This is a genomic window from Actinoplanes sp. NPDC049548, assembly GCF_040676695.1.
Classification (GTDB): domain Bacteria; phylum Actinomycetota; class Actinomycetes; order Mycobacteriales; family Micromonosporaceae; genus Actinoplanes.
Map to the genome: position 1 here is coordinate 434,652 of NZ_JBFAPM010000003.1, position 26,388 is coordinate 461,039.

Below are 26,388 nucleotides of genomic sequence, written 5' to 3' on the forward strand. Positions count from 1 at the left end.
CGGCCGCTACAGCCGGTCCGCGCCCGCGAGGATGTCCGGTGCCAGCAGCCGCTGCGCCCCGAGCACCTCGACGCCGAGCAGATGACCGTCGGCGTCGAAGTCCAGCACGATCATCCCGTCCGGGCGGTCGACGGTGATGTTCTCCACGGACCGGTGCTCGGCGCTCGCGATCTCCACGTACGCCGCGTCGGCGTCGGGGTCCAACGTCATCCGCATGCCTTCGATTCCACCACGGGGACGCGCCGCCCAGACCCGGTTCGGGTCAAGACGCCGGACCCCGCCCCGGGCGCGCTCAGGCGCGGATCGCCAGCACCTCCAGGTACGCCGACGGGATCTTCGCCGTACCGTCGGTCGCGACGTTGTACTGCTCAGCGAGCTCGACCAGGTCCGCGTGCAGCAGCTTGCCGTCGTCCTCGGAGAGCGCCTCGAAGGCCTTCAGCGTGGGCCCGTAATGGGTACGGAAGTAGTCGGCGAAGTCCTCCGGCGTGGGGAAGCGGAACACGAACTCCCGCCGGGTCACGCTCAGGTCCCTCACGCGGTCGCCGACGAGTTCGCGCAGCCGTGGCTCGTGGCCCCACTCGACCGGCGCGCGCAGGCCCGGCGGGGGCGGTACGCGACGGCCCACCGTGCGGAAGAGGTCGCCGATGAAGCCGTCCGGGGTCCAGTTGGCCAGGGCGATCGTGCCGCCCGAGCGGCACACCCGGGTCAGCTGGGCGGCGGCGCGTTCCTGGTCCGGCGCGAACATCACCCCGACCACGGAGAACACCGCGTCCCATTCGCCGTCGTCGCAGGGCAGGTCCTCGGCGTCGGCCTCGACGAACCGGACCGGCAGATGCTCGGCGGCGGCCCGGGCGCGGCCGCGTTCGAGCAGCTCCGGTACGTAGTCCACGCCGACGACCTCGCACAGGCAGCGGGCGGCGGCGATCGCGGCGTTGCCCGTACCCGTGGCCACGTCGAGCACCCGCGAGCCGGCGGACAGGTCCGCGGCCTGCACGAGCAGCTCGGAGATGGGTTGGATGAGGGCGGCTACGGCGCCGTAGTCGCCGCTCGCCCAGGTCTTCTGCTGGCGGGCCTTGATGTCGGCCGGCCGGGGAGAACTCGTCATGCCGCCGACGCTAGGGCGCGGGAGGCTCCGCGGCGTGGGGAGATTTCCCCATGTTCGAAGAGCGGCGGCTCAGGGCGGCGGCCTGGCCCCGGGAGCTGACCCCGAGCTTGCCGAGCACCGCCGAGACGTGGTGGTCCACGGTCTTCGCCGACAGCGACAGCGCCGCCGCGATCTGCGCGTTGCTGAGCCCGTCGGCGAGCAAATCCAGCACCTCGCGTTGCCGCGCGGTGAGCCCGGTGGGGTCCGCGGCGGTGGTCGCTCGGGGCCCGCGCGGGACCCGGGCGCCGCGCTCGCGCAGCTCCGCCCGGACCCGCCGGGCGGCGGCCACCGCGCCCAGACCGTCCATGATGCGCAGGGCCTCCGCGGCGTCCTCGTCGTTCCCGCACGCCAGGGCCTCGGCACGGTGGTAGCCGTAGCCGAGCCGGTCCCATTCGCGAGCGGCGCCGCGCACGTCGTCCTCGAGCAGCAGCCGCCACGGCGGCGCGGCACCGTCGGCGCCGACCCCGGCGCCGGCCCGGTGCAGCCGGAACGCCAGCCGGCCGGTGAGCCACGGGTGCCCGGCCCGCCGCGCCATGGCGTAGCCGCGCCGGGCCTGCGCCGCCGAGAGCTCCGGGTCGCCGGCGATCCAGTGGTGCTCGGCCAGCGCCGCCGCCACCGGACCGACCCACTGCAGCTCCCCGGCCTCGTACGCGGCACCCGCGGCCTCCTCCAGCACCTCGGCCGCGCCGGGCCGGCCCTGCCGCGACCGCAGCAGCCCGAGCGTCACCTGGGCCTGGCAGCGGAACGGGCCCGGCTGCTCCGGCCCGGCGATCGCCTGCCCGGCGTCGTCCCCGGCGCCCGGCCAGTCACCGCGGGCGAGCCGCAGCGCCGCCCGGTAGCCGAGCAGGTGGCGCACGTACCCGCCGAGGTCGTGGGCGCGGGCGAAGGCCAGTGCCTGCTCCAGCGCCGCCTCGGCGAGCTCGGGCTGGTGCCACTCGACGGCCTGGCAGGCCCGGTTCACCAGGGCCCGCGCGGCGTGGTCGGTCAGCCCGGCGGCGACGGCCAGGCGGTGCGCCCGGTCCAGCTCCTCGCCGCCCGCCGGGTCACCGCGCTGCAGCCGCCACGAGCCGACGTTGACCAGCGCGTGCACCTCGGTGTCCCGGTCGCCGAGCCGGCGGGCGAGCGCGATGGCCCGCTCACCCCACTCCACGGCCGGCTCCTCGTCCGCCAGCATGTGCAGCTGGGACAGGTTGCTGTACGCCATGGCCAGCTGCGGCCCCGGCGCGGCGGCCTCCAGCACCTCCACCGCCCGGATCCCGGCCGCGCGGGCCTGCGCCGTACGCCCGGTCCACCAGGCCAGCCGCGACACCCACCGCCAGTTCTCGCCGACCCGGACCGCGTCCCCGGCCGCCTCCCGCAGCGTGAGCGCCTCCCGCCGGGCCTCGAGCGCCTCGCCGTTGAGCCCCGCCAGGTGGGCGACCGTCGCGTACGCCTCCAGCAGCTCGGCCCGCTCCGCCCCGGTGACCCCGGCGGCGTGCCGCAGCGCGGTCTCGTAGTGCGCGACGGCCTGCCGGTTGGCGCCCACCCCGGCCGCACGCCGGGCCGCCACGGGAGCCCAGTGCAGCACCGCCGCAGCGTCTCCCGCGTGGTGCGCGTGGTGGACCAGCCGCGCCGGGTCCACGCCCGGACGGCCGGTGAGCCGCTGCAGGACCTCGGCGTGCAGGGCGGCCCGGCGTACCGGTGACAGGGACTCCTCGACCGCGCGGCGCAGGAGCTCGTGGCGGTAGGCGACGGCGTCGGCCGTGCCGGTGAGAATGCCGCCGGCCAGGCACTCGTCGACGCCCTCCGGGTGGCCGGCGAGCAGGGCGGCCTCGGCGTGCGACGGCACGACCGCGACGAGGCCCGCCGCGTCCCGGGCGGCGGCGGACAGCGCGCCGAGGCGGGACAGCACGAGGTCGCGGACGGTCGGCGGAACGCCCGCGTCCGCGCCGGCCAGGACCTCCGACACCAGCAGCGGGTTGCCGCCGGTCTCCGCGTGCACGACGCCCGCCGGCCGGCCCGCCCGGCGGGCGAGCTCCGCGACCGCCGCCGCCGAGAGCGGGGGCAGGGCGATCCGCCGGACCGTGCCGTGGGGCAGTCCGGCCAGGACGGTCCGCAGCTGGTGCTCGGGCCCGAGCTCGTCGTCGCGGTACGTGAGCACGAGCAGCGCCCGGCACAGCGCCAGCCGGCGGCCGAGGAAGGCGACCAGGTCCAGGGTGGCCTCGTCGGCCCAGTGCAGGTCGTCCAGCACCACCACCGGGCGGCGGGCCGGCAGCGGACCGTCCAGCTCGTCCAGGAGGGCGTCGAAGACGGGACCACGCTCGCCGGCCTCCACCCGCTCGCGCAGCGCCCCGCCGGCCTGCCGTGCGATGTCGTGCACCGGCCCGAGGGCCCGCGGGGTCAGCAGCGGATCGCATGCTCCCCACAGGACCCGCGCCCGCGACCGTACGGCGGTGGTGAAGGCCCCGGCGAGGCTGGACTTGCCCGCCCCGGCCTCGCCGGCGACGAGCGCGATCCGCCCGCCGCCGGCTGTGTCGGCCAGCAACCGGTCCAGGTCGGCGAGTGCGCTGTCGCGTTCGAGCAGCTCCATCGCCGCGCAGCTTAGTCAGACGGTGAAGCCCGCCACCAGCTTCTCCAGCTCCGCGCTGGTCCGCGCCAGGTCCTGGGCCGAGGCCTGCGCCTCCCGGACCACCGTGGTGGTCTCGCCGACCGCGGTGGACACACCGGCGATGTTGGCCGCGATGTCCCGGCTGCTCTGCGCCGCCTCGGTGACGTTGCGGCCCATCTCGCCGGTGGTCGCGGTCTGCTCCTCGACGGCCGCGGCGATCAGCGTCTGGATGTCACTGATCCGGGTGACCACGCTGCCGATCTGCGCTATGGCGGTGACCGCGTCGCCGGTGTCGGACTGGATCGTCTGCACCAGGCGGCCGATCGTCTCGGTGGCCTTCGCCGTCTCCTGGGCCAGGTCCTTGACCTCACCGGCGACCACCGCGAAGCCCTTGCCCATCTCCCCGGCGCGGGCCGCCTCGATGGTCGCGTTGAGCGCGAGCAGGTTGGTCTGCTCGGCGATCGACGTGATCAGACCCACCACGGCGCTGATCTCGGCGGAGGACACGCCCAGCTTGCCCACGCTGACGTTGGTGCGCTCGACCACGGTGACCGCCTCCGCGGCGACCCGGGCCGCCTCGCCGGCGTTGCGGCTGATCTCGTCGATGGCGGAGCCCATCTCCCGGCTGCCCGCCTCCAGGGTCCGGACGTTGCCGGAGACGTCGCCGGCCGCCCGGGCGACCGCGGCCGCCTGGTTGTCGACGTGCTCGCTGGAGTCGGCGACCCGGGCGGAGATCCGCGACAGGTCACCGGACGCGGTGGCGATCGTGCCGGCGTGCCCGGCGATCGAGGCAACGGTGTCCCGCAGCGACGCCGCGGTGGTGTTCAGCGCCTCGCCGAGCTTCCCCAGCTCATCGCCGCGCCTCAGGTCGGTACGGACGGTGAGGTCACGCCCGGCCAGCCGGCGCAGCGCGGCGACCACGACGGCGAGCGGGCCCACCACCGACCGGGTCGCCCAGACGGCCAGCAGACCCGCCAGGATCAGGGCGAGCCCGAGCGTGCCGTAGAGCACCCGCTCGCTGGTCGCACGCACGTCCGCCGCCTGGGCACTCAACTTCTCGGCACGCGCGAGGACCGACTTGTACAGCTCACTGGTGACGTCGAGCACCACACCCCACGAGTCGGCGGCGTCGCCGTCGTTGATGCTGTCCATCACCTTGCGCAGGGTGGCCTGGCTGTCGTCGGCCTCCAGCCACTTGAGCATCCGGTCGTCCCAGGCGAAGAAGTCGTCCCAGGCCGGCTTCAGCTTGGCGAACGTGGCCCGCTCGCCGTCGGTGAGGTTCCTGGTGTCGATCTTCGCCAGCAGCTTGTACACCGAGTCCTTGGAATCCAGCAGGCCCTGGCGGTTGAACTCGTCGGCGCCGCTCAGGTACTCGAAGCCGTACGCGGCGACGTCGTTCACCCACAGCGACTGCCACCCCGACACGTCCGCGGCGTAGTACTCGACGTCCTGGATCTGGCTCCGCAGCTTCTCGAGGACCGCCACGCGGTGCTGCGATTCGCTCTGCTGGCGCATGCCCCACCAGCCGGCGGCCGCGGCGACCACGATCAGGAGAACCAGCACGAGAAAGGACGCGCCGAGCCGCTTGCCGACGCTGACATCTGAGATACGCACGGGATGCTTTTCGGGTGCAGCACCCCGGACCCTGAGCAAGTGTCAGCTGGATCGCCTTTGCCGGGCCGCCTCGTACAACGCCACGGTGGCCGCCGACGCGGCGTTCAGCGAGCTGGCGGCTCCGGTGATGGGGATCCGTACCATCCGGTCGCAGGCGTCGCGCCAGGCGGCGCTCAGGCCATGGGTCTCGTTGCCGACCGCGAGCACGGTCGGCCCGGTCAGGTCGTGCTCGGCGATGTCGACCGGCCCGCGCTCGTCGGTGCCGACGACCTGCACGGGTACGCCCAGAGCACCCACCCACTCGAGCACCTCCCGATGGCTCGGCACCCGCACCACGGGCAGCGCGAACAGCGAGCCGGTGGACGCCCGCACGGCCCGGGGGTCGTACGGGTCGGCGGCATGCCCGGTGACGACCACACCCGCCGCGCCGAACGCGTCCGCCGAGCGCACCAGCGTCCCGACGTTCCCGGGGGTCGTGGGCCGGTCGAAGACCACGACCAGCAGGTCCGGGCGTACGGGCACCCGGGCCAGGTCGTCGGCGGGCAGCCCGACGACGGCCAGCAGCTCGGGCGCCTCCTCGTCCTTGCCGCCCAGCTCGCGCATCAGCTCGGCCGAGAGCACCGCCCGCGGCGCCCCGGCCGTGTCGAGCAGGTCGTGGGCCCACCGCGACAACCCGGGGCCTTCGGCGGTGAGCAGCGCCCGGATCTCCCACCCGTGCTCGACGGCCAGCGAGATCGGGCGTACGCCCTGCACGAGGAACTCCCCCGCCCGCTGCCGTTTCGTACGGTTGACGAGCAGCGCCTGCCACTGCTGGAAGGTGGCGTTCCGGGTGGTGATCCGCAAGGTCCTGGGCACGCCGTCCGAGGTTACTGGTTGGACCACGCCCGTTCCGACAGCACCAGGCGGTAGCCGTCGGGATCGACCACCGTGACACCCCAGCGGTCCCAGTACTCGCCCTGCTCCACCCGATGGCCGCCGGCCTCTTCCAGGCGCCGGACCAGCTGCAGGTCGACCGGCCCGTCCAGGTAGAGGACGAGCAGGTCCTCCTCGGTGGGAGCGGGCTCGGGCACCCCGGCGCCGCCGACCAGCTCCAGGTGCCAGGACGCCTGCGGCCAGCCGAGCATCACGATGTCGTGGGCGCCGGTCCCCTGCCAGAGCACCGACAATCCCAGGCCGTCGGTGTAGAACCGGGCGGCGGCGGCGAGGTCGCGGCTGGGGCGGGCGAGGCGTACGGAGACGCGTGGGTCGATCATGCCCCTAATCTTCGGGTATGGCACAGCTGCTGTACTCGGCCACCATGTCGCTCGACGGGTTCATCGCGGGCCCGGGCGGCGACATGGCGTGGATGACGCCGTACCTCGGTCCGGATCCGCTGATCGACGAGCTGGTGCCCCGGATCGGGGCGATCCTCGCGGGGAACCGCACGTTCCGCGGCGACGACCCTTACCGGGACACTCCCGCGGAGGGTGAGGCGTTCGGTGGGGCGTGGTCGGGTCCGCAGGTGGTGCTCACCCACCATCGGCCGTCCGTACCGTGGCCCGGCGTGACCTTCGCCGGCGACCTGGCGACCGCGGTCGCGCTGGCCAAGGAGGCCGCCGGCGACCTGTACGTCAACGTGCTCGGCGCCGAGGTGGCCCGGCAGTGCCTGGCGGCCGGCCTGCTCGACGAGATCCTGGTGTGTGTCGCCCCGATCATGCTCGGGGCCGGCACCCGGCTCTACGACCGGGCGGACGGCACCTCCGTGAAGCTGGAACGCATCCGCTCCGCGGAGGTGCCGCACTCGTCAGACCTGTGGTTCCGCGTCCTGCGGTAGGTCGGTCAGCCCGGCGCGCAGGTGCCGGTTGTGCCGCGGCTCCTGCTTGGTCTTCTGGTCGTTCAGGCGCCGGCGCAGGTCGTCGCGGACGTCGTGGAGGGCGGCGTGCAGGTCCTCCTCGGACGACGTGGTGACGATCTTCTCGCGGCCGGCGATCCAGCACTCCAGCGTGACCTTCTGGCCGCGGGCCTCCCGGTCCTTGACCGAGACCTCGAGCTCGGTGGTCTCCGCGGGGAAGGCCGCCAGCCGGGCGTCCAGCGTGACGAACTGCTCCGCGATCCACTCACGGTCGCCCTGCGAGAAGCCGGCGCCCGCGCGCAGGCACTGGTCGACGGTGGCCGGGTCTGCCGCGACACTCATCGGGGTCTCCCTTCGATCGGACTTGGTGATCACCCCCTACCCGTTCCGTACCGGAAAAGCACTTCGCGTCCGTCGGCGCTGTGGATCGTGACCGGCAGGCGGCCCCGGGCCGCCTGCCGGCCGGTGAGGACGTCGGCCAGGGCGACCACCGACGGCATCTGATATCCGTACGCGGCCAGATACGTCTGCGCCTCCGGGAGGTACGCGATGTCGTACGGCCCGCCCACGGCCGCCACGACGATCGGTTTGCCGGTGGCCAGCAGCGCCGACACGAGGTTCCGCTGGTTGCCGTCGCTCCACGCGTTGTACGTGGTCACCACGGTCACGTCGGCGGCGCGGGCGGCGGCGACGGCCTGGGCTATGACGTCGGCGTTCGGCGAGCCGGTGTACAGCCGGGTCGCCGTGATCCCTCGCGCGGTGAGGGCGTTGGTCAGGTTGGTGGTGGTACCCACACCCCATCCGGTGACCAGCACGTTGCGGCCGGCCTCCAGCGGCAGGGCGGTGTCGCGCAGCCGGGTGATCGAACCGGCGGCGATCTGCGCCATGACGTCGAGGTGCTCGGGAGTCCCGACGACGGGCGCGGGCACGTACGGGTCGTCGAACAGCCCCAGCCCCCGCTTCATCCGCAGGATCCGCCGCACCGACCGGTCGATCCGCTCCTCGCTGACCGTACCGGCGGCGACCGCGTCCAGCACGGTCCGGATGGCACCGGGCACGTCCTTCGGCATGAGCAGCTGGTCGACGCCGGCGTCGACGGCGTCGAGCACGATCCGCTCGGCGGGGATGTCGTTGAGGGCGGCGGCGTCCAGCGCATCGGTGACGACGACCCCGTCGAAATGCAGCTGCTCGCGCAGCAGCCCGGTGACGATAGGCCGGGAGAGGCTGGCGGGCCGCCCGCTCGGGTCCAGCGCCGGCGCGACGATGTGCGCGGCCATGACGCTCTGCGCGCCGGCCGCGATCGCCGCCCGGAACGGCGGCACGTGCGCGGCAAGGATCTGCTCCCGCGTCTCGTCGGTGACGGCCACGCCGTTGTCGGTGTTGACCGTCGTGTCGCCCAGGCCAGGGAAGTGTTTGGCCTGCACCCCGATCCCGGCGGCCCGGTACCCGGCGACGGCTTCGGCGCCGAAGACCGACACCTGACCCGTACGGTCACCGAAGGCCCGCGGCCCGTCGGCGGCGTTGCGCGGATTGGTGTTCACGTCCACGACCGGCGCATCCACCACGTTGATGCCGAGCGCCCGCAGCTCGGTGCCGCTGACCCGCGCCGCCCGCCGCGCCTCCCGCGGCCGGAACGTGGCACCGATCGCCATGTTGCCGGGCGACACGGCGAGCGGGGCCCCGATCCGGTTGACGACCCCGCCCTCCTGGTCGGTGCTGATCTGCAGCGGGACGCCCGAGTCGGCGACGGCGGCCCGCTGCAGCCCGTTGGACAGCTCGGCGATCTGCCCCGGCTCGGCGAGGTTGTCGCTCCACGTGAAGTAGATGACGCCACCGAGGTGGTACTTCGCGACGACCTCGGCGGGGGTCGCCACGCCGTAGAGGCTGGTGTTGGCCGGCGACGCAGTCGCGGCGCTGCGACCGTACACGTAGGAGACGAACATCTGGCCGACCTTCTCGGCGAGCGACATGCGCGCCAGGAGCGCGCCGACCGGGTCCTGCGCCCGGGCGGGCAGCGCGAGGCCGGCGGTCAGCAGCACAAGGACGGAGAGCAGCGTTACCGAACGTCGAACCATGCGTCCGAGCATAGGACGGCCGGTCTTGACAATCGACGTTCATAAATGAGCGAATGCGTCCCATGATGAGCGTTCTCCCCGCGATGCTCGCCGCCGTCCTGGCCGCCGGCACGCCGATGGTGCCCGACTACTCCACCGCCGAGGCCGGCAACCCGTTCGTCGCCGGCTGGTACGCCGACCCCGACGTCGCCGTCTACGAGGGGGAGTACTGGGTCTACCCCACCTCGTCACGCCCGTACGACGAACAGACCTACCTGGACGCGTTCAGCTCGCCGGACCTCATCCACTGGACCAGGCACCCGAACGTCCTCACGACCACCGACGTCACCTGGGCCCATCGCGCGGTCTGGGCACCCGCCCCGGTGCAGCGCAACGGCCGCTACTACCTCTACTTCGGAGCCAACGACATCCAGAGCGACGCGGAGCTCGGCGGCATCGGCGTCGCGGTGGCCGACCGCCCCGAGGGCCCGTACCGCGATGCCATCGGCGCCCCGCTCGTGGACCGTTTCGTCAACGGCGCCCAGCCCATCGACCAGGACGTCTTCATCGACGACGACGGCCAGGCGTACCTGTACTACGGAGGCTGGCGCCACGCCAACGTCGCCAAGCTGAACAGCGACATGACCAGCCTGGGCCGCTTCCCGGACGGCAGCACCTTCAAGGAGATCACCCCGGCCAACTACACCGAGGGCCCCCAGGTCTTCAAACGCAACGGTACGTACTACCTCATGTGGTCCGAAGGCTACTGGGGCGGCCCGGACTACTCGGTCTCGTACGCCACGGCGGACTCCCCCACCGGCCCCTTCAGCGCACCGACGAAGATCCTGACCCAGGACCCCGAGGTGGCGAAGGGCTCGGGCCACAACTCGGTCATCAACGTGCCCGGCACCGACATCTGGTACATCGTCTACCACCGTCGCCCCCTGAGCGAGACGGACGCCAACCACCGCCAGCTCGCCTACGACCGCATGAGCTTCCGCGCGGACGGCACGATCCAGCCGGTCTCCATGAAGGTCAGGGACAACTTCGCCGACAACGACGCGGTCGGTTGGCGGACGTACGGCTCCACCTGGTCCGCAGCCGACGGCACGTACCGCGCCACGGCGTCCGCGGGCGGCAAAGCCCTGCAGGACACCAACTTCGCGAACGTCACCTACGACGCGGACGTCACGATCGAGTCGGGCACCGGTGACGCCGGCGTGGTCTTCCGGGCCACGCAGCCGGCGGTGGGCACGGACAGCTACCGCGGCTACTACGCGGGCCTGACCACCTCGGGCCGCATCATCCTCGGCAAGGCGGACTACAACTGGCGCCAGCTGGCCTCGGCCCCGATGCCGGTCGCCCGGGGAACCCGCTACCACCTCCGGGTGCAGGCCACCGGATCCACCATCAAGGTGTACGCCGACGACATGACGACACCGCGCCTCACCGTGACCGACACGACCTTCACGACAGGGACGACCGGTGTCCGCGTCTTCAACACAGCAGCGGCCTTCGACAACGTGGCCGTGGACTAACGCCGCCGCCGCAGCATGAGCCCCACGAGGAGGCCGCCGATCAGCAGCACGACAACGGCGGCACCGCCGGCGAACACCAGCGGACTCACCCGCTTCACAGGCTTGCGCGGCGCCACCCCCACGGGGGCGTCCGCACGAGCCGAGGCGGGTGCGTCCGCGAGCGGAGGCACGTCGGCGGTGAGCGCCTTGACAAGGTTGAGCCGCCCGTACCCGTAAGTGTCGTCCCGGCCCGGCGCCCCGGCGTCCGTGGCGGTGGCGGTCAGCCGGTGCACCACCTCGGCCGCACTGAGATCAGGAAACTTCGCCCGGACCAACGCAGCCGCCCCACTCACGACCGCGGCTGCGTGGCTCGTGCCACTACTTTGGTAGTAACCGGAATCCGTGATCCCCGTAGTCGCTATGTCGACGCCCGGGGCGACGAGATCGACCTGCGGACCGGTGACGGACAAGTCCGCGATCTTCCCGGCGCGATCGACCGCGCCGACCGTCAGCACTTCTGGATAGCGGCCGGGATACTGCCCGCCTGCCTCGTCGCGGTTACCGGAACTCGCGACGAGCACCATGTCATCGGCAAGAGCTGCCTTGATCGCATCATGAACCGTGGAGTCATCGGCACCGCCGAACGACATATTGGCAACTCGCGCCCCGTGGGCGCGGGCGAAGGCCAGGGCGTCCGCGACCTCCGTGCCACTGGCTTGGGCGTCTCCCGTGATGCGCACCGGAAGGATCTTCGCGCCCGGCGCGATGCCGAGAATGCCGTTCTGATGACCGCGGCCATGGCCGCGGCCCGCGATGACGCCGGCCATCGCGGTGCCGTGGCCGTTGACGTCACTGCGACCGTCGTCGCCCGAGTCCAGGACATCCGTACCACGGAGGACAGCGTCGGCCAGGTCGGGGTGATCAGCGTCCACGCCACTGTCCATCAGGGCAACGGTGACTCCATCACCACGGGTGATCTCGTGCGCCTCGGCCGCCTTCAACGCAACAAGGTGCCACTGCCGGTCCCGAACCGAATCTGCGGCAGCGGGCGCGGCTGTCGACCCGATGAGAGCCGACACCGCCGCACCCGCCAGCGCGACACGTGCGCAACGAGCGATCACAGTCACCGAGGCATACCGATCACGCCGGGACCCGGATCATGGCGTGCGGGCCGGGTGTCCGGTTCGATGACCGGTGCGACGCCGTCGAGAACGTCCCAGGCCTGATCGGCCTTGCCCTCCAGCGACACGCCCTCGGTTTCGTCCCGTCGGCCGCGAGCGGTGGGCGTGGTGCCGGCGAGGGACTGCCGACCCGCCGCATTCCTGGCGCCTACGCCACCCTTGGCACCGCTTCCGTTTGCTCCGATCACCGTGCCGGACGGCATAGCGGTGCGCACCGGAACGGCCTGCCGTCCGGTCGACACCGACTTCCCGCCCGGTACGGCCGGCATCATGCCGAAGCCTCCAGCGGTTCCTCCCGCGCCGACACCGGTCCCCAGGCCGAGAAGGCCGCCTGCACCGATCACGGCACCCGGCAGAGCGCCGCCGCCGGGCACACCGGCCGTCGGCACCGTCGGCGGAGTGATCACGCCGCCGCCGGGCGCTCCGACGGCGGACGGAGCCGTCGGCAGAACACCCGCGAGCCCTGGACCGCTGCCCACTGATGCGCCGGGATCCGTCCCACCGCTGTTCAGGTCTGGGCTTACGGCCGGCGGAGGATGGTGAGGCACCGGCACGGCGACGGGCGTCGCCCGAACGTCGTCGATGCCGGATCCGCCGCTGGCTGAACCACCGAACCCGCTCGAGCTCGTCCCGGACCCGTGGGTGCCCGTTTCATCGGCACGGATCTCCGTGCCCGGTTCATCGAAGTGCGCCCGCAGCTGGAACAAGGACGGCGGCTGGATCTGGGTGCTGTGGTCGGCGATGGCGGCTTCGGCTGTGCGCATCGCCTGGCGGGCCTTGTCGTCGTACTCGTCCTCGGCGTGGTCCGCCCATCGCGGGATCCAGTCGTCGGCGACGCCCTCTCGCTCCTCGACCATGGGGGCGATCGCCTGCCGCGCTTCCGCGATCGCCTCGATGACGCCGCGCAGTCCCGCGCGGGTGTTCTCGGCCCGAACCAGAGTGTCGTTCATGGAGGCGGCGAGGCCTTTGACATACCGCAGGAAGACCTCGGCGGAGGCGTTCTTGTCCGGGGACCACACGGCCGCGAGGTCCTCCGCCGCCCGCTCGAGGCGGCGGTGCTGCGCCCGGACCTCCTGCGCGAGCGAGTCCCATGACAGGACGCGGTCCGCTCCGTTGCAGGCGTTCTCCGGCTGCAGCATCGTCCAGATGGACGGCAGGTTGTAGGCATCCCAGTTCGTGCCCGGCACTATGCCTGCCCTCCGTCCATGGCCGTGGCGGCCTCCTCGATCGCGTGGTTCATGATCTCCTGGACCCGGCGCTGCGCGGCCTCGGACGACATGTCGGCGCGGGCGAAGTCCTTCGCGATCTCTTCGGCCGCGGTGGCCAGAGCCATGGCGGCCTGCTTGTACGCGCGGAGGTTGGCCTCCGTGTGCGCCAGCGCCTCCGCGTAGCGCTTCTTGGCGTCCAGCACCGTGTCGCCCGGGATGCCGGCGCCGAAGACCACGCCGTGGCTGTGCAGGTCGGCGCCGCGGTCGGCCGCCAATGCGAAGCCTTTGTCCGCCTCTGTGCGCATGCCCTGCGCGAACTCGCCCACCTGTTCGGTGTCTATCTGGATACCGTCTGCCACTTCGCCTCCCCGTCGCCGCGACAGCACAGCATATCGATCGATCCGTACGCATGCGTACCGGATACAGCCGTCGCCGTGCTTGTCACACGTATGCCGGGCCGGTGGCGTTCAACGGATGCGGAAGCGTACCCCTGACCCGCCCGGCATGTGGCTTTTATGGGGATCAGACAGCTACCGGACTGAAAGGTCACGAACGCTCAGGACCGGGTTAGTTTTATGCCGAATTCACAGTCGACTGTCCGGCCAATCTTCAGACAGAAACGGGGAGCACCATGTTTTCGGTCACGCGTCTTGTCACCCTGTCGGCGATCGCCGCCGTCACCTTGATCGTCCAGATTCCCGGTGCCGGGGCGTCGGCGGCGCCACCGGTCGGCGGCGGTTTCAGCGGGGTCGCCGGGGATTTCAACGGGGACGGGCGCGATGACATCGTGACCTTCACCCGCGGTTCGGCCGCCGACGTGTACGTCGCGCTCTCCACCGGCTCCGGGTTCTCGGGCACCGGGTGGAAATGGCATGACTATTTCGCCGCCGGCACCGAGACACCGCTGGTCGGCGATTTCAACGGCGACGGCCGCGACGACATCGCCACCTTCACCCGCGGCTCGGCCGCCGACGTCTACGTCGCCCTCTCCACCGGGTCGAAGTTCGTCGGAACCGGCGTCAAATGGCATGACTATTTCGCCGCCGGCACCGAGATCCCTGCCGTCGGTGACTTCAACGGCGACGGCCGCGACGACATCGCCACCTTCACCCGCGGCTCGACGGCCGACGTCTACGTCGCCCTCTCCACCGGGTCGAAGTTCGTCGGAACCGGCGTCAAATGGCACAACTACTTCGCCGCCGGCACCGAGATCCCTGCCGTCGGTGACTTCAACGGCGACGGCCGCGACGACATCGCCACCTTCACCCGCGGCTCGGCCGCCGACGTCTACGTCGCCCTCTCCACCGGATACTCCTTCTCCGGTACGGGCTGGAAGTGGCACGACCTCTTCGCGGTGGGCACCGAGCTGCCGTCCGTGGGCGACTTCAACAACGACGGGCGCGACGACATCGTGACCTTCACGCGCGGCTCGGCGGCGGACGTCTACGTCGCGCTCTCCACCGGGTCGAAGTTCGTCGGTACGGGCGTCAAGTGGCACAACCTCTTCGCGGTCGGCTCCGAGATCCCGGGCACCGGCGACTTCACCGGCGACGGGCGTACCGATATCGCGACCTTCACCCGCGGATCCGCCGCCGATGTCTACGTGGCCCGCTCCACCGGAAGCACCTTCCTCGGCACCGGCTGGAAGTGGCACGACCTCTTCGCCGTCGGCTCCGAGATCCCGCAGCCGGGTGTTCTCTGGTGACGTCCTGACGCGGTCGACCGGTGGCGCGTCAGGGCGCCACCGGTCCTCGCGGCGTTCAGGGCGCGGCGCGCAGCTCCATTCCGCGGCCGTCCGCGCGGGTGAGGGCCAGCTTGTCGCCCCTGATGCGGAACGAGATCTCCCCGCTGAGCCGCCCACGGACCTTCTCGTCCAGTGCTTCGAGCTCCGCAGCGCACTTCCGCGCGCGCGTGGTGAGGCGGGAGACGGAGATCGTGCCCTGCCCCACGGACGCCGCACCGTCGAAGTCGGTGCAGGTCGTCGAGCCTTCCACCCGGCCGTCGCCGAAGGTCAGCCGCACGTCGGCGCCCCGCGGGACGGACGACGCTGACTCGCCCTCGACCAGGGACTCCAGCGACCAGCGGGTGCCGGCGAGCGGCCGGTCCGGCTCTGCGGAGCGTACGTCGACGAGCCGCAGCCGGTCGTCGCCGGTGGTCAGCACGAGGGTGTCGGCGTCCAGTTCCCAGCGGGGGCGCTGCTGCAGGAAGGTGGTCAGCCAGGTGTCCTGGTTCATCCGCTCCGGCGAGCACGCCATCATCGTGCCGCCGACGTCGGTGACGACGAGACGGTCACCCTCGACGGCGAGCCTGCCGGTGAGATGGTTGCAGCCGGCCTCGGCCGCCACGGTTCCCGGTGTGAAGGTCAGCCGTACGCGGGTCCCCGGGACGAGCTGCCTGCCGGCGTCGTCCGCCGAGACGAACGTCCGGTCCCAGAGCCCGGAGGAGTCAGAAGGTCGGGCCGCGTCCCCGCCCTGCCCGCCGCATCCCGTGATTGCCATGATCGTCACCGCCGCCGGGAGGAGCCACCGTGTGGTCGTCATGCCGCCTGAGACGCCTTTCCCGCGTCCGTCGTTCCCACGGTTCTCCCGCCGTCCACGAGGGAGACGTCAAACGCGGGCGATCGTCGCGATCCAGGCCGGCGCGCCGTCGTCGTGGAACCGGGTCTCGACCCGGCCGGGCTCGAGGGAGGTGATCCGCCACCCGCGCCCGGCGGTGAACGCCGCCCGCAGGTCCTCACGGCTGACGGGGTGCGGGCCGGTGGCGGGACCCTCGTCGCTGAAGCACACCAGGTGCAGCGTGCCGCCGGCTTCGGTCACCGCGGCGAGGCCGGCGACGTAGCGGAGTCGCTCGTCGCCGTCGAAGGTGTGGAACAGCCCGCAGTCCAGGACCGTCCCGAAGGTGCGTCCCAGCCGCTCGAGGTGCAACGCGTCGGCCACCGCGAACTCGGCCGCGATCCCGCGTTCCTCGGCCTTGCGCCGGGCCATGGCGAGCGCCGACTCGGCCACGTCGACGCCCAGAACGGGCAGGCCCCGCGCGGCCACGTACAGGGCGTTCTCGCCGGTTCCGCAGCCGGCGTCGAGGACGGTTCCGGCGAAGCGGCCCTCGTCCGCCAGCCGGACCACCTCCCGCTGCGGCCGGCCGACGTCCCAGGGGGCGGGGCCGTCCGCGTACGAGGCGTCCCACGGTTGGCCGGTCATCCGCTCGTGGCTGGTCGGCGCACGGCCGGCGAGCGTGGCGCTTCCCCGTACATGATGCGAGCTGGGACTTCCCGGACCGGAGGGCGGGAACCGGAAACGGTGCACGTCGTCGACGGTGAACCCGGCCGCGGCGATCGCCGCGAGGGTGTCGCGGCCGGAGTGGCAGCCGCCGAACAGCCGCGGCCAGATCGTGGCGTCCACCAGGCGCTGCACGCGACGCAGCGCACCGGGCCGTTCCGCGACGACGTGTTCGAAGAACCGCAGGCTTCCACCGGGCCGCAGCACCCGGGCCGCCTCCGCGAGGGCGGCGGCCTGATCGTGCACGGAGCACAGCACCAGCGACACCACGGCGGCGTCGAACTCCTCGTCGCCCAGCGGCAGCGCCTCGGCAACGCCGTCGATCACCCGTACCGGCACCGGCGCGGAGCCGGCGGCGACCTCCGCGGCCGCGCGCAACCGGGGTTCCGGCTCGACCGCCACCACCTCGGTGACCTCCGGCGGGTAGTGCGCGAACATGCGGCCGTTGCCGCACCCGACCTCGACGACCCGGCCGCGCAGCCCGGCGACGAGGGCGCGCCGGTGCTCGGCGACCCCGGCGCGGTCCATGGCCACACTGAGCCGTTCGTAGACCCGCGCGAAGAGCGGATGCGACGTCCCGGCCATGGATCCTCCGCGAAAGCTATCCGGCGAACACCCGGGCTTCGGTACGGCCGCTCGGCGCGCCCGCCTTCTGCACCGCCACCAGGTCCAGCCGCCCGTCACCGTTCCAGTCGGCGACCTCCGTGTCGTACCGGTCGTCGGTGGCGCCGAGCGCGGTCCGGGCCTGCACCACGTTGCGCTGGAAGAGCGATCCCCCGTTCAGGACCCGGATCTCGGTCTTGCGACTCGCCGTGCCGGACTTGCGCACGGCCACCAGGTCCAGCCGGCCGTCACCGTTCCAGTCCGCGAAGGCCAGGTCCTGCCGGGCGTCCGTCACGCCCAGCGCGGTGACGATCTCGCTGAGCTGCAGCCCGAAGCTCGATGCGCCGTCCAGCACCCGGACCTCGGCCTTGCGGCTCGCGGTGCCCGCCTGCTGCGCCACCACCAGATCCAGCCGTCCGTCGCCGTTCCAGTCGGCCAGGGCGAAGGTATGGCGGTCGTCCGTCGGGCCCAGCAGGGTCGCGGCCTCCAGCAGGTAACGCTGGAACCCCGCGGCGCCGTCGAGCACGCGTACCTCCGTGCGGCCGCTGGCCGTCCCGGCACGCTGCACCGCCACCAGGTCGAGGCGCCCGTCGCCGTTCCAGTCCGCCATCGAGAAGACGGTGTGCTCGTCCGTGGGGCCGAGGAGGGTGCCGGTGTGCAGCAGCAGATGCTGGAAGCTCGCCGCGCCGTTCGGCAGGGTCGAGGTGGCGTCCAGGATGTACAGCTCGGTGCGGCCGGTCGCCGTGCCGGAGCGCTGCACCACGACCAGATCGGGGCGGCGGTCACCGTTCCAGTCGGCCATCGACAGGTCGTGCCGCGCGTCGGTGGCGGCCAACCCGGTCGCGGCCGCCATCAGCTGACGCTGGAACGGCCCGGTGGGCTTCTTCTTCGCCGGCGCCTGCTCCGCCGTCGCCTTCTGCGTCCACAGCTCCGCCACGATCAGCTGCGCGTCGTGCGCTTCCGGCGCGTACGCCAGGGGGAAGGCCGACCCCTGCACCCGCTGGCAGATCTGTCCGATGTCGCCGGCGAGCCAGCCGTTACCGGGATGCTTGCGGATCATGGCGTTGAGGAAGGCGAGCGTGGCGAAGCGCGGGTCCACGAGCTCGCCGGGCCGGCCCCAGCCCTGCGACGGCCGCTGCTGGAAGAGCCCCAGACTGTCGTGGTCGGTGGCGACGGTGTAGTTGTGCAGCGTGCTCTCGGCGATGGCGGCGGTGACGGCGATGACGGCCGCCCGCTGGTTCAGCCCGCGAGCCCGGACGTTGCCGACGATGGCCCGGGCGCACGAGATGTGATAGCCGTCGACGGACCGGCCGAGCCGCGGGCCGTTCATCGCGGGCCGCACGCGTTCGGCGATGGCCTGGTCGGTCGCCGAGACACCGTCGGGCTGGCACGGCGCGTACGGGATGGCGGCACGGGCGGAAGCGGGCGCGACGAGCGAACCGGCAGCAAGCGAGGCGGCCAGGATGAGAGTCCGCCCTACCCGACCACCTGCCATGTTCAGTCCCCCCTGCCTGACCCTGCCACAAACCTGCCATATGTCGCGGCTGTCGGGAAAGGAGGAACCGGCTGGGAGCTGGCTGTGAGATTGCCGTCAGTCGGACTCGAGGAAGACGACGGGCACCTCGTTGTCGAGCACGACCCGGCCGAGCAGCGACGCCAGCATCTCCCGCTCGGCGTCGCTCAGCCCCACGGCCAGCGTCTCGATGCGCCGGCAGGTCTCGTCGTAGAACTTCCGGGCCACCACGCTCCCGCGCGGCGTCAGGGCGACCCGAACGCCGCGGGTGTCGCGCAGGTCGGGCTCCCGGCGGACCAGGCCGTTGCGCTCGGTTCGGTCGACCAGGGCGGCTGGACGCCTACGCCGCGATCGGGCTCGTGCTCGGCCGGACCCGCGGATCGCCGGCTTCGCCAACGTCACCAATCTGCCGACCCGTCCGCCCGCGATGCTGGCCCGCACGGTGAGCACGCTGTCCGCGCTCACGGACGGGCGCGTGGTGCTGGGAATGGGCGCCGGCGGCCTGTGGGACCGCATCGCTGACATGGGCGTACCGGGACTGTCACCCGGCGCCGCTGTCGAGGCGTTCGAGGAGGCGATCACCCTCATCAGGAAGCTCTGCGGCGGTGGCTCACCGGTCACCTTCGGAGGCAAGCACTACCGGGTGCACGAGCTCGAACCGGCACCGGTGCCGCCGCCCCCGGTCTGGACCGGCTCCGTCGGGGCCAAGTCACTCGCGGCGACCGGGCGCGTGGCCGACGGCTGGATCCCCGGGCACGCGGCGGACTGGCTCAGCACCCGCTACCGCGAGTCCCGCCCGATCATCGACGAGGCGGCGGCGTCCGCGGGGCGCGACCCGCGGGACATTCGTACGATCTACCACCTTCCCGGCCGCATCACCGACCGGGCGTTGCCGGCGGCGCGCAATGCCGACGGGCGCTGGATCGGCGGACCGGCGGCCGTGTGGGTGGAGGAGTTGACCGGCGCGGTGCTGGAGCATGGGGCCGCCGGCTTCATGCTGTTCTCCCCCGGCGGCGGCACGCCGGACAGCGGGACGCTGGGGCGATGGGCCAACGAGATCGCCCCCGCGGTTCGCGCGGCGGTCGCTCAGGAAACCAGAACCTGAAGAGCAGTACACCGCCGGCGCGTTCCCTAGGAAACGCGCCGGCGGTGCGTCGTCAGATGCTGTGAACGTGCACGATGCCTGACGGGTTCAGGGCGACCGCCTCACGAGCGACATCCTCGTGGGCGGAGGGAAGCAGCAGCTCACCCCCGGCGACGCGAGGCGCCTTCCGCACGGCCGCCACGACGCGCGGCCCGTAACCCAGCAGGACCAGGACGAAGGCTGCGAGTCCGAGGACCCCGCCGACGGTCCGTCCGTTGGACACCGTGTCCGACCAGTCCAGCACCAGGAACAGCAGCGCCAGGACGAACAGCAGCGCGATCACCGGAATGACGACGTATTCGTACAGCTTCTGCAGCCGCGTGACGGTGGCGATCCGTTCGGCGACGCCTGTCCCGACCGGCACCCGCACCGTCGTCGCCCGCGTCCATGCCAGCCGAGGCAACGGCACCTCAACCGGCGCGGGCTCACCGCCGCCGACCAGCGGCCGGGCCGGCCACTGCACGGCGGCCAGGTCCGTCAGGCTGATCCGCACGTCGACGGAGTTCCGGTGCTGCCCAGAGGGCTCCGACGTCATCAGTTGCATCCCATTCTTACGCTCCAGTGCGCCCGCTTGAACCAGCCGCGGTTCTTCCAGACACGCGACTGGGTCCAGAAGCCCTTACGCCGCGAGCAGGAATCCTCATAGATCTTGTCCGCGAACCACACGACCGCGCCGATGATGGCGCCGACTGCTGCCAGCGCCGCGGGAACGAGGAGGCCGACCCCGGTGACGACCAGCGGTGACGTGAGAGCCGCGAAGATTCCCCACATGGAGGCGCTCAGCACGCCGTACGCCATCATGAACCGGACCTCCCAGTTGGCGAACGAGCACCGGCGCCTGAGATCGTACTTCCATCCTCGCCAGTTCAGCGACACCGACTTCTTCGTCTGCTTGCAGCTCAGCGCGCCCGAGACGTCACTGCAGTTGACGGAGTCACCGGAGCAGTAGTCGTAGTCGTTGGCGTTTCCGCCGCGGACCGGGTCGACGGAGAGGAACCGGGCGGTCGCCGGGTTGTAGAGGCGGACACCCATCAACGTCAGCCCGTTGGGCGTGTCGCTCGCGCGCTGCTCGGCGCCGAGCCAGCCGTACCGCTGAGCCCCGGCGTCCGCGGCGTTGCGGAGCCGGCCGTCCTCGAGGTAGTCGGTGGTGTCCGACAGGCCCTGGCTCGTCCCCGCCATTGTGGCGACGACGTCACCGTGCAGGTTGGTGATGAACGACGTGACGCCGGTTGCGGTGCCGTGGCTGCCGACCAGACCCGTGACACCGAAGATCGACCTGGTCGCCGTGTTGTTCCCCTCGTCGGTCCAGCTCGGCGAGTCGGCATCGGCGCTGTAGTGGTTGGTCTTCGTGGTGGTGAGGGTGCCGCGGGTCTCGGCCCACGAGCGGTAGCGGTTGCCGGTGACGTCGAGCTGGTACACCGACGGCCGGTCGTCCTGGACGATCTTCCGGGTCAGGTCGGTGCTGTAGTACGACACCTCGGCCTGTCCGCCACCGGGCACCGCGGAGTCCGTGGCCGGCACGATCCGCGTCCGTCCGAGCGCGTCGTACTCGTACCCGGCGGTGTTCAGCCGGTCCGCCTTGTCGTATCCCCGGGTGATCCGGCTCGCGACGGTGTCGGTCTGGCAGGCGCCGTCCTCGGCGGGGTCGTACGAGACCTCCTCCTTGCGGTTCGTTCCCGCGTCGTAGCCGTACTTCCGGGTCACGCAGTTGCTGTCGGCCGTGTCCTGCACGCCGGTCAGCCGGCCGGCAGCGTCGTACGAGAACTCCTGCTGCGACAGGCTGGACCTGCGGGTGGTCACCTGGTGGTGGACCGATGCCGTCAGTGCCTCGGTGAACAGGGTGCAGTCGTCGCCGGCACAGCCGGTCTGACTGTAGGTGACGCCCACCGCCTCGCCGGCCTCGTTGGACTCCACCTCGACGGTGACGCCGTTGGGCCACTGCTGGGTGGCGATTCCGCTGTTCGCGTCGTACGTGGCGGTGTACGTGCCGCCCTGCGAGTCGGCGACCGACGTGGGCAGGCCACGCCTCTCGGTCCCGCCGTCATAGGTGTACGTCCGCGTGCCGAGCCCATCGCTGGTCGTGGCCGGACGGTCCAGCAGGTCGTAGGTGAACGTCGACGTGGTGCCTTCGGCGTCCTTGTACGTCTTCGTCCGGCCCAGCCCGTCGAAGGTCTGCACGATCTCGGCGGTCACGGTGCCGCCGGCATCGAGACTCTGCGTACGAGTGATCAGGCCGGTCGCCGGGTCGTACACGGTGCGGGTGGCCGGAACCGCTTCACCGAGACCCGACGCCGCGGTGACGCTCTTCTGGACCGGGCGGTTCGCGGCGTCGTACGTGACGACTGTCGTGCGCAGGACACCGGCCGACGTCGACTCCTCGGTCTTGCGCAGCAGACCGAACATGTCGTACGTCATGGTCTTGACCGGGACGGCCGGTCCCGACTCCGCCTGACCACCGGGCTCGACCCGGCAGGCGAGGTCGGCGAACTCCGGACGGTTGTCGCAGGCGCTGCTACCGGAGCCGGAGCCGGCTCGGTAGTACAGGGTCCGCTGGGTGGACGGGGTGTCACCCGAGGCGTTACCGCCCGGCCCCGTCTGTGCGATCGGCCGCTTCGTGACCGGGTCGTACTGGTATCGCGTCACCAGGTTGAGCCCGCCCGGGTCGACCGTCTCGGTCAGCGGTTCCCGCAGGGTCCAGTCGTAGGTGGTCCTGGTGACTCGCTTGTCGGCGTCGTAGGAGCCCTCGCTCCCCCAGACGCGAACCATCCGCGTCTCGGTGGTGACCAGGTCGAACGGCTCGTCGGCGGCCGGTGCGCCCTCGTCGTAGACGAACTCGGTGTAGGGCCGGCCCCGCACGGAGGAGCCGTCCGGCAGGGTGACCTCCCGCTCGGGCTCGAGAGTGCTGGTCACCCGGCTGCCGTCGCCGGAGTAGACGTCGAGGCTCGACAGTGCCCGGGCGAGAACGGCCTCCTGGTCGGCATCGTCGGACGCTGAGTCGTCCAGCGCCCGCTGCCGGTTGGCCGCGTCCAGCGTGCGCGTGGCGTTGCCCCACTTGTCGTACCACTGCGAGCTGATGTAGCCGCCCGGCTCGGCCGCGTTGATCTCGCGACCGTTGGCGTCCAGGTAGGAGATCGAGGCCCGCTCGTACGACGACGGCAGGGTGCCGTTCGCCTGGTTGCCGGTGGGCACCTGGGTGGCCGGGAACACGGCGGTCGCGAGGACCGGAGCCTCCGGCTGGGCCCAGCGGGTGGTCTGGGCGGGCGACAGGTCGTACGGTGCACCGGCGCCGGCGACCGGAACGCCGTAGACGACCGTCGTCCGGGCGATATCGTCGCCGATCCCCCGGCTGACCTGGACCAGCCGGCCCTTGCCGGAGTCACCGGGGACCGCCGAGTAGGCGAGGTTCCAGGCTTCCTGACCGGAGGGGCGCAGCTCGGTGAGAACGCCGTCGGCGTCGTAGGCGTAGGTGGTCGCCGCGTGGCGAACGGCACCGGACTCGGTCCAGTCGAGGCGCGGGTCCCAGGCGGAACGGAGCCGGCCCGTGTTGTCGTACGCGTACCGCTTGAGCACCACGGTCCTCATCTGGGCCGGAGAGGCATCCGGGTCCCATGCGGTGAAGGTGACCTCCTTGAGCCGCCCCGCGAAGTCGCCCCACTGAGCGGCGGACGTTCCCGAGGCAGTCGTGGCCGACGCGTAGCTGAACCTGGTGGCTCGGCACCCCCGGACCAGGTTCGTCGCGGTGCACGTGATGCCGGCCGGCGGCGGGTTGAGGGCCAGGGTCGGCCGGGTCACCGCAGCGCCGGAGACGGTGACGGTCTCCCAGGAGTAGGTGACCTTGTCGTCCGAGCCTCTGGCCGCCGACGACGTCGGCACGTACTGTCCGGCAGGCTGCGTCGCGGACCGTCCGAACGTGACAGCGATGCCTTGTTCGCCGGTCAGCGTGTACGTGTCGCTGGTGGCGTTGTACGACAACCGCATTCCCTCCAGGCCGACCTGGGGCTGGAAGGACGTCGCCGTCTTCTTGGTGAAGCCCATGGTCGCGCCGTCGTCCAGCCCGACCTGGACCAGGGAACCCGTGACGGTCAGACCCGTGTAGCCGCTGTCGCCACCGGTCACGGAGATGCTCGAGGCCCATCCGGGACCGAACATCGGGTCGACGTCGCCAGCGAGGCGCGAGTTCGCCGTACGGCCGAGAGCCGCGCCGGCGTCGGAGTCGTGCTCCTCGACGGAGAGGCTGCCGGTGATCAGGTTGACCGAGCCGACCCCGACCTCCTCGGTGGCCGCCCATGCCCGGTTCCGGTCGAGCGTGAGCTTCACCGGGGTCGACGTAGCGCCCGCACCACCGGCGAAGACGCCGCGAATCTGCACCGGACCGTCGAGAGGATCGGGTCCCGCCTCGGCGGCGTTCACCGTCTGGGCGAGGTTCCAGTTGAGCTTGGGCGCCGTGCCGCCGGCCGGCACGGGCAGCGGCCAGGTGACGGCCTGCTGCCCGGCAGCGACGGTGACATCGCCCGTGGGAATGGTCGCCCAGGCATCGACGTCACCACGACGCCATTGGTACGTGACGCCGTTCGTCGTGCTGTTGCCGCTGCCTTCGATGGCGACGAATCCGGCCGACAGGTCACCGTCACGGGGCGCGGTGATCGCCGCACCGCCGACGGAGAAGGTGTACGCCTTCACGCTGGACAGGTTGCCCGCGCGGTCGCGCGAACGGACGTAGAGCGTGTGCGCCCCTGCAGTGCTCGGCGTGATCGTCACCGTGGCGGAGGCGCCGGGGCTCGCGGTGTTCACGGACTGGTCCGGCGGGTTGACGTCGAGACCGTACTGGTAGGCGGCGACGTCGGTCGTGCCGGACGCGGAGAGGGTGAACTTGCCGGCGGAGCCGACGCCTCCCGACCACTGGCCGGCCGGATAGTCCGTCGAGGTCACCGACGGCGCTGCGGGAGCGGTGGTGTCCACGGTGAACTCGCAGTACGCCGACCACGGCGAGGCCACGGTGCCGTCGTTACCCCTGACACGCCACCGGTACGAGCCGTTCTCCGCCAGCGCGTTCGCCGGGATCGTCGTGACGAACGTGGAACCGGAAGGCGCCTTGGCGGTGGTCACCGAGGTGACGCCGGCACCCGCGGTCGTCGACCATTCGAAGTTCGCCGTCATGCTCGTACCGTCAGGATCGGTGAGCTTGGCCTTGAGCTGCGGCGTCTTCGACGCGATGTACGGCCGGCCGGAGCCCGTGGCACACGCCGTGCTCGGCGTCGTCGACCGTGTTCCCACCACCGGGTACGAGTTGTAGGTGACCGTCGACTTCGGCACCTGCGCGCTGTCGGCGGCGTTGCGGGAGCGGAACTGCTTGTACGCGCTGGTCGCCGCCTCGTTGGTCGCCCGGATGCCCATCCAGCCCCGCGTCGCGTTCGCGGTAGCCGCACGCTGGAAGAACGAGGTCGCGGAGACGCTGACGAAGCCGTCGGCGCAGGAGGAGCTGAAGCCCTTGGTCGCGGTCGTGGACGCTTCCTTGGTCAGCCAGGCGGGCTGGTTCGCCCAGCGGGTGTCGCTGTTGAACGAGTTCGTCGACCAGATCTCCCACGAGTTCGCCGAGCAGGTCGTCGAGTAGTAGTTGTAGAACGACACCGACGCGGACGTGATCTGCTTGCCGCGCAGCGCCGTCGTGTCCCACGACACGAAGGAGCGGGTCCGCTTGCCGTTCGCCCCGCTCAGCAGGCCGATCTGCAGGTTGTTGGCACCGCCGCGGTCGCCGGTGTCGCCGTCGGTGACGTAGGTGTCGAAGACGGTGCCGATCGCGACCTGCGGGTCGATGGTGACCGGGAACGTCGTGGCCGGGTCGTTGATCCACGCGAGGTCGGGCGTCAGCGTGACGTCGACCCCGGTCGGGGTCGCGCTGCGACCCGCGGATGCGGCCCGTGCGGCGCGCTTCTTCACCGCGGTCTTGACATCGGTACGCCGGGCCGGCGTCTCACCGTCGGCGGCCACCCGCGCGTCCCACATCTGCGGCGTCGGCGAGGTGGCGACCGTACGGCCGGACTTGTCCTTGAGAACCAGCGCGCCGGACGCGTCGCGGGTGTGCGAGACCACCGCCTTGCCGGTCAGCGGCAGCGACAGCTCGGACACGCGGGCGACGGCCTCGCGCGACTTCACGATGACGAACTGCTCGAAGCCGGTCCGGGTGGCCTCGACCGCCAGGTCGATCCCGGGGAGCACCTCCGGGTAGGTGGCCCGGGGCCCGTCGAGCATGGGCTCGGGAAGCTTGCCGGACCAGCCCATGGAGACCTGCTCGGCGCCGGAGCCGACCGTGGCGAGCGCTCCGGCGGTCGCCGTACGGGCACCGGTGATCTTCAGACCCTCCGGGTGCGCGCCGGCGGCGATGGAGCCGTCGGCGTTGCGGTGCAGGTTCAGGTCCACCGGGACCCAGCGGCCGCCCTGGCGCACCCGCACCGGCGCGGCGTACACAGTGGCCTCGACCGTGCCGTTCGGCTGGGCGACGAACTCGGACGTCTCCGTCGTCAGCCCCGTGATCTTCACCGGGACGCCGCCGACGCGGGCGGTGGTCAGCGCCGCCGCCTCGTCCGGGCGTTCCAGAAGGCCGCCCTTCGCCGGCGGAACGGCCGGTGCGGCCGCTGCCGGCTCGGGCAGCGAAACGGTGTCGTTGAGCGTCACGACCAGGACGGCCGAAAGTAGAAAAGTCGTGGTGCGAACGAAAAG

Annotated in this window: 21 protein-coding genes; 4 read left to right on the forward strand and 17 right to left on the reverse strand. The window is 71.8% G+C overall.

Going from position 1 to position 26,388, the window contains the following annotated elements:
* Positions 1–6 precede the first annotated feature (6 nt).
* From AB0J80_RS09245 to AB0J80_RS09270, 6 genes are all read right to left on the reverse strand, one after another.
* Entirely contained in the window at positions 7–216 is a 210-nt protein-coding gene (locus AB0J80_RS09245; protein ID WP_364702293.1) for a DUF2283 domain-containing protein, read from the reverse strand.
* Positions 217–292: 76 nt separating this feature from the next.
* Positions 293–1,105 (reverse strand): methyltransferase domain-containing protein, encoded by an 813-nt coding sequence (locus AB0J80_RS09250; protein WP_364702296.1) that lies wholly within the window; start codon positions 1,103–1,105, stop codon positions 293–295.
* A 10-nt stretch (positions 1,106–1,115) separates the two neighbouring features.
* Positions 1,116–3,713: an AAA family ATPase gene (locus tag AB0J80_RS09255; protein WP_364702299.1), complete on the reverse strand. Its 2,598-nt coding sequence runs from the start codon at positions 3,711–3,713 to the stop codon at positions 1,116–1,118.
* Positions 3,714–3,728: 15 nt separating this feature from the next.
* The gene (locus AB0J80_RS09260) at positions 3,729–5,345 is read right to left on the reverse strand and encodes a methyl-accepting chemotaxis protein (RefSeq protein WP_364702302.1); all 1,617 of its coding nucleotides are present in this window, start codon (positions 5,343–5,345) and stop codon (positions 3,729–3,731) included.
* 42 nt (positions 5,346–5,387) lie between these two features.
* The gene (locus AB0J80_RS09265; RefSeq protein WP_364702305.1) at positions 5,388–6,200 is read right to left on the reverse strand and encodes a TrmH family RNA methyltransferase; all 813 of its coding nucleotides are present in this window, start codon (positions 6,198–6,200) and stop codon (positions 5,388–5,390) included.
* An 11-nt stretch (positions 6,201–6,211) separates the two neighbouring features.
* Positions 6,212–6,598: a VOC family protein gene (locus tag AB0J80_RS09270; RefSeq protein WP_364702308.1), complete on the reverse strand. Its 387-nt coding sequence runs from the start codon at positions 6,596–6,598 to the stop codon at positions 6,212–6,214.
* 17 nt (positions 6,599–6,615) lie between these two features.
* Here AB0J80_RS09270 and AB0J80_RS09275 point away from each other — a divergent pair, with 17 nt between their 5' ends.
* Positions 6,616–7,158: a dihydrofolate reductase family protein gene (locus AB0J80_RS09275; RefSeq protein ID WP_364702310.1), complete on the forward strand. Its 543-nt coding sequence runs from the start codon at positions 6,616–6,618 to the stop codon at positions 7,156–7,158.
* Here the strand turns inward: AB0J80_RS09275 and AB0J80_RS09280 are convergent.
* Positions 7,129–7,518 carry an HPF/RaiA family ribosome-associated protein gene (locus AB0J80_RS09280; protein ID WP_364702312.1) on the reverse strand — a complete coding sequence of 130 codons (390 nt, stop codon included), beginning with the start codon at positions 7,516–7,518 and terminating at the stop codon, positions 7,129–7,131. The two genes, AB0J80_RS09275 and AB0J80_RS09280, sit on opposite strands and share 30 nt — an antisense overlap.
* A gap of 29 nt (positions 7,519–7,547) precedes the next feature.
* Positions 7,548–9,251 (reverse strand): glycoside hydrolase family 3 N-terminal domain-containing protein, encoded by a 1,704-nt coding sequence (locus tag AB0J80_RS09285; RefSeq protein ID WP_364702314.1) that lies wholly within the window; start codon positions 9,249–9,251, stop codon positions 7,548–7,550.
* 62 nt (positions 9,252–9,313) lie between these two features.
* Here AB0J80_RS09285 and AB0J80_RS09290 point away from each other — a divergent pair, with 62 nt between their 5' ends.
* A complete protein-coding gene (locus AB0J80_RS09290) occupies positions 9,314–10,768 on the forward strand; it encodes a glycoside hydrolase family 43 protein (RefSeq protein WP_364702317.1) in 1,455 nt (484 codons plus the stop codon).
* On the opposite strand, the gene AB0J80_RS09295 is transcribed toward AB0J80_RS09290, so the two are convergent.
* The 3 genes from AB0J80_RS09295 to AB0J80_RS09305 all read right to left on the reverse strand — a co-directional run bounded on the left by AB0J80_RS09295 (position 10,765) and on the right by AB0J80_RS09305 (position 13,495).
* Entirely contained in the window at positions 10,765–11,748 is a 984-nt protein-coding gene (locus tag AB0J80_RS09295) for a S8 family serine peptidase (RefSeq protein ID WP_364702320.1), read from the reverse strand. The two genes, AB0J80_RS09290 and AB0J80_RS09295, sit on opposite strands and share 4 nt — an antisense overlap.
* A gap of 122 nt (positions 11,749–11,870) precedes the next feature.
* Complete coding sequence (locus AB0J80_RS09300; protein WP_364702323.1) at positions 11,871–13,115, reverse strand: hypothetical protein; 1,245 nt, start codon at positions 13,113–13,115, stop codon at positions 11,871–11,873.
* Positions 13,115–13,495 (reverse strand): hypothetical protein, encoded by a 381-nt coding sequence (locus AB0J80_RS09305; RefSeq protein WP_364702325.1) that lies wholly within the window; start codon positions 13,493–13,495, stop codon positions 13,115–13,117. Before AB0J80_RS09305 ends, AB0J80_RS09300 begins: the two co-directional genes overlap by 1 nt.
* A gap of 272 nt (positions 13,496–13,767) precedes the next feature.
* Between AB0J80_RS09305 and AB0J80_RS09310 the strand changes: the two genes are divergently transcribed.
* Positions 13,768–14,841, forward strand: coding sequence for a VCBS repeat-containing protein (locus AB0J80_RS09310; protein ID WP_364702328.1), 1,074 nt, complete (start codon positions 13,768–13,770; stop codon positions 14,839–14,841).
* Between the two features lie 55 nt (positions 14,842–14,896).
* Here the strand turns inward: AB0J80_RS09310 and AB0J80_RS09315 are convergent, their stop codons facing one another.
* The 4 genes from AB0J80_RS09315 to AB0J80_RS09330 form a co-directional block, all read right to left on the reverse strand.
* Positions 14,897–15,634, reverse strand: coding sequence for an META domain-containing protein (locus AB0J80_RS09315; RefSeq protein ID WP_364702330.1), 738 nt, complete (start codon positions 15,632–15,634; stop codon positions 14,897–14,899).
* Between the two features lie 108 nt (positions 15,635–15,742).
* Complete coding sequence (locus tag AB0J80_RS09320) at positions 15,743–16,996, reverse strand: methyltransferase domain-containing protein (RefSeq protein ID WP_364702333.1); 1,254 nt, start codon at positions 16,994–16,996, stop codon at positions 15,743–15,745.
* A gap of 16 nt (positions 16,997–17,012) precedes the next feature.
* Positions 17,013–18,509, reverse strand: a complete 1,497-nt coding sequence (locus tag AB0J80_RS09325; RefSeq protein WP_364702335.1) for a VCBS repeat-containing protein — start codon at positions 18,507–18,509, stop codon at positions 17,013–17,015.
* A 96-nt stretch (positions 18,510–18,605) separates the two neighbouring features.
* Positions 18,606–18,992: a hypothetical protein gene (locus AB0J80_RS09330; protein ID WP_364702338.1), complete on the reverse strand. Its 387-nt coding sequence runs from the start codon at positions 18,990–18,992 to the stop codon at positions 18,606–18,608.
* Here AB0J80_RS09330 and AB0J80_RS09335 point away from each other — a divergent pair.
* Positions 18,970–19,632 (forward strand): LLM class flavin-dependent oxidoreductase, encoded by a 663-nt coding sequence (locus AB0J80_RS09335; protein WP_364702340.1) that lies wholly within the window; start codon positions 18,970–18,972, stop codon positions 19,630–19,632. The genes AB0J80_RS09330 and AB0J80_RS09335 overlap by 23 nt on opposite strands.
* A gap of 52 nt (positions 19,633–19,684) precedes the next feature.
* On the opposite strand, the gene AB0J80_RS09340 is transcribed toward AB0J80_RS09335, so the two are convergent.
* Together AB0J80_RS09340 and AB0J80_RS09345 are read right to left on the reverse strand one after the other, a co-directional pair.
* On the reverse strand, positions 19,685–20,206 hold the full coding sequence (locus AB0J80_RS09340) for a hypothetical protein (protein ID WP_364702342.1): 522 nt from the start codon (positions 20,204–20,206) through the stop codon (positions 19,685–19,687).
* A complete protein-coding gene (locus AB0J80_RS09345) occupies positions 20,206–26,343 on the reverse strand; it encodes an RHS repeat-associated core domain-containing protein (protein ID WP_364702345.1) in 6,138 nt (2,045 codons plus the stop codon). The genes AB0J80_RS09340 and AB0J80_RS09345 overlap by 1 nt, the downstream gene beginning before the upstream one ends.
* Positions 26,344–26,388: the final 45 nt, after the last annotated feature.

Coding starts and splice junctions, on each gene's coding strand:
- AB0J80_RS09245 (WP_364702293.1), bottom strand. CDS start 216: ATGCGGATGACGTTGGACCCCGACGCCGACGCGGCGTACGTGGAGATC.
- AB0J80_RS09250 (WP_364702296.1), bottom strand. CDS start 1,105: ATGACGAGTTCTCCCCGGCCGGCCGACATCAAGGCCCGCCAGCAGAAG.
- AB0J80_RS09255 (WP_364702299.1), bottom strand. CDS start 3,713: ATGGAGCTGCTCGAACGCGACAGCGCACTCGCCGACCTGGACCGGTTG.
- AB0J80_RS09270 (WP_364702308.1), bottom strand. CDS start 6,598: ATGATCGACCCACGCGTCTCCGTACGCCTCGCCCGCCCCAGCCGCGAC.
- AB0J80_RS09275 (WP_364702310.1), top strand. CDS start 6,616: ATGGCACAGCTGCTGTACTCGGCCACCATGTCGCTCGACGGGTTCATC.
- AB0J80_RS09280 (WP_364702312.1), bottom strand. CDS start 7,518: ATGAGTGTCGCGGCAGACCCGGCCACCGTCGACCAGTGCCTGCGCGCG.
- AB0J80_RS09285 (WP_364702314.1), bottom strand. CDS start 9,251: ATGGTTCGACGTTCGGTAACGCTGCTCTCCGTCCTTGTGCTGCTGACC.
- AB0J80_RS09290 (WP_364702317.1), top strand. CDS start 9,314: ATGATGAGCGTTCTCCCCGCGATGCTCGCCGCCGTCCTGGCCGCCGGC.
- AB0J80_RS09310 (WP_364702328.1), top strand. CDS start 13,768: ATGTTTTCGGTCACGCGTCTTGTCACCCTGTCGGCGATCGCCGCCGTC.
- AB0J80_RS09315 (WP_364702330.1), bottom strand. CDS start 15,634: ATGGCAATCACGGGATGCGGCGGGCAGGGCGGGGACGCGGCCCGACCT.
- AB0J80_RS09320 (WP_364702333.1), bottom strand. CDS start 16,996: ATGGCCGGGACGTCGCATCCGCTCTTCGCGCGGGTCTACGAACGGCTC.
- AB0J80_RS09325 (WP_364702335.1), bottom strand. CDS start 18,509: ATGGCAGGTGGTCGGGTAGGGCGGACTCTCATCCTGGCCGCCTCGCTT.
- AB0J80_RS09340 (WP_364702342.1), bottom strand. CDS start 20,206: ATGACGTCGGAGCCCTCTGGGCAGCACCGGAACTCCGTCGACGTGCGG.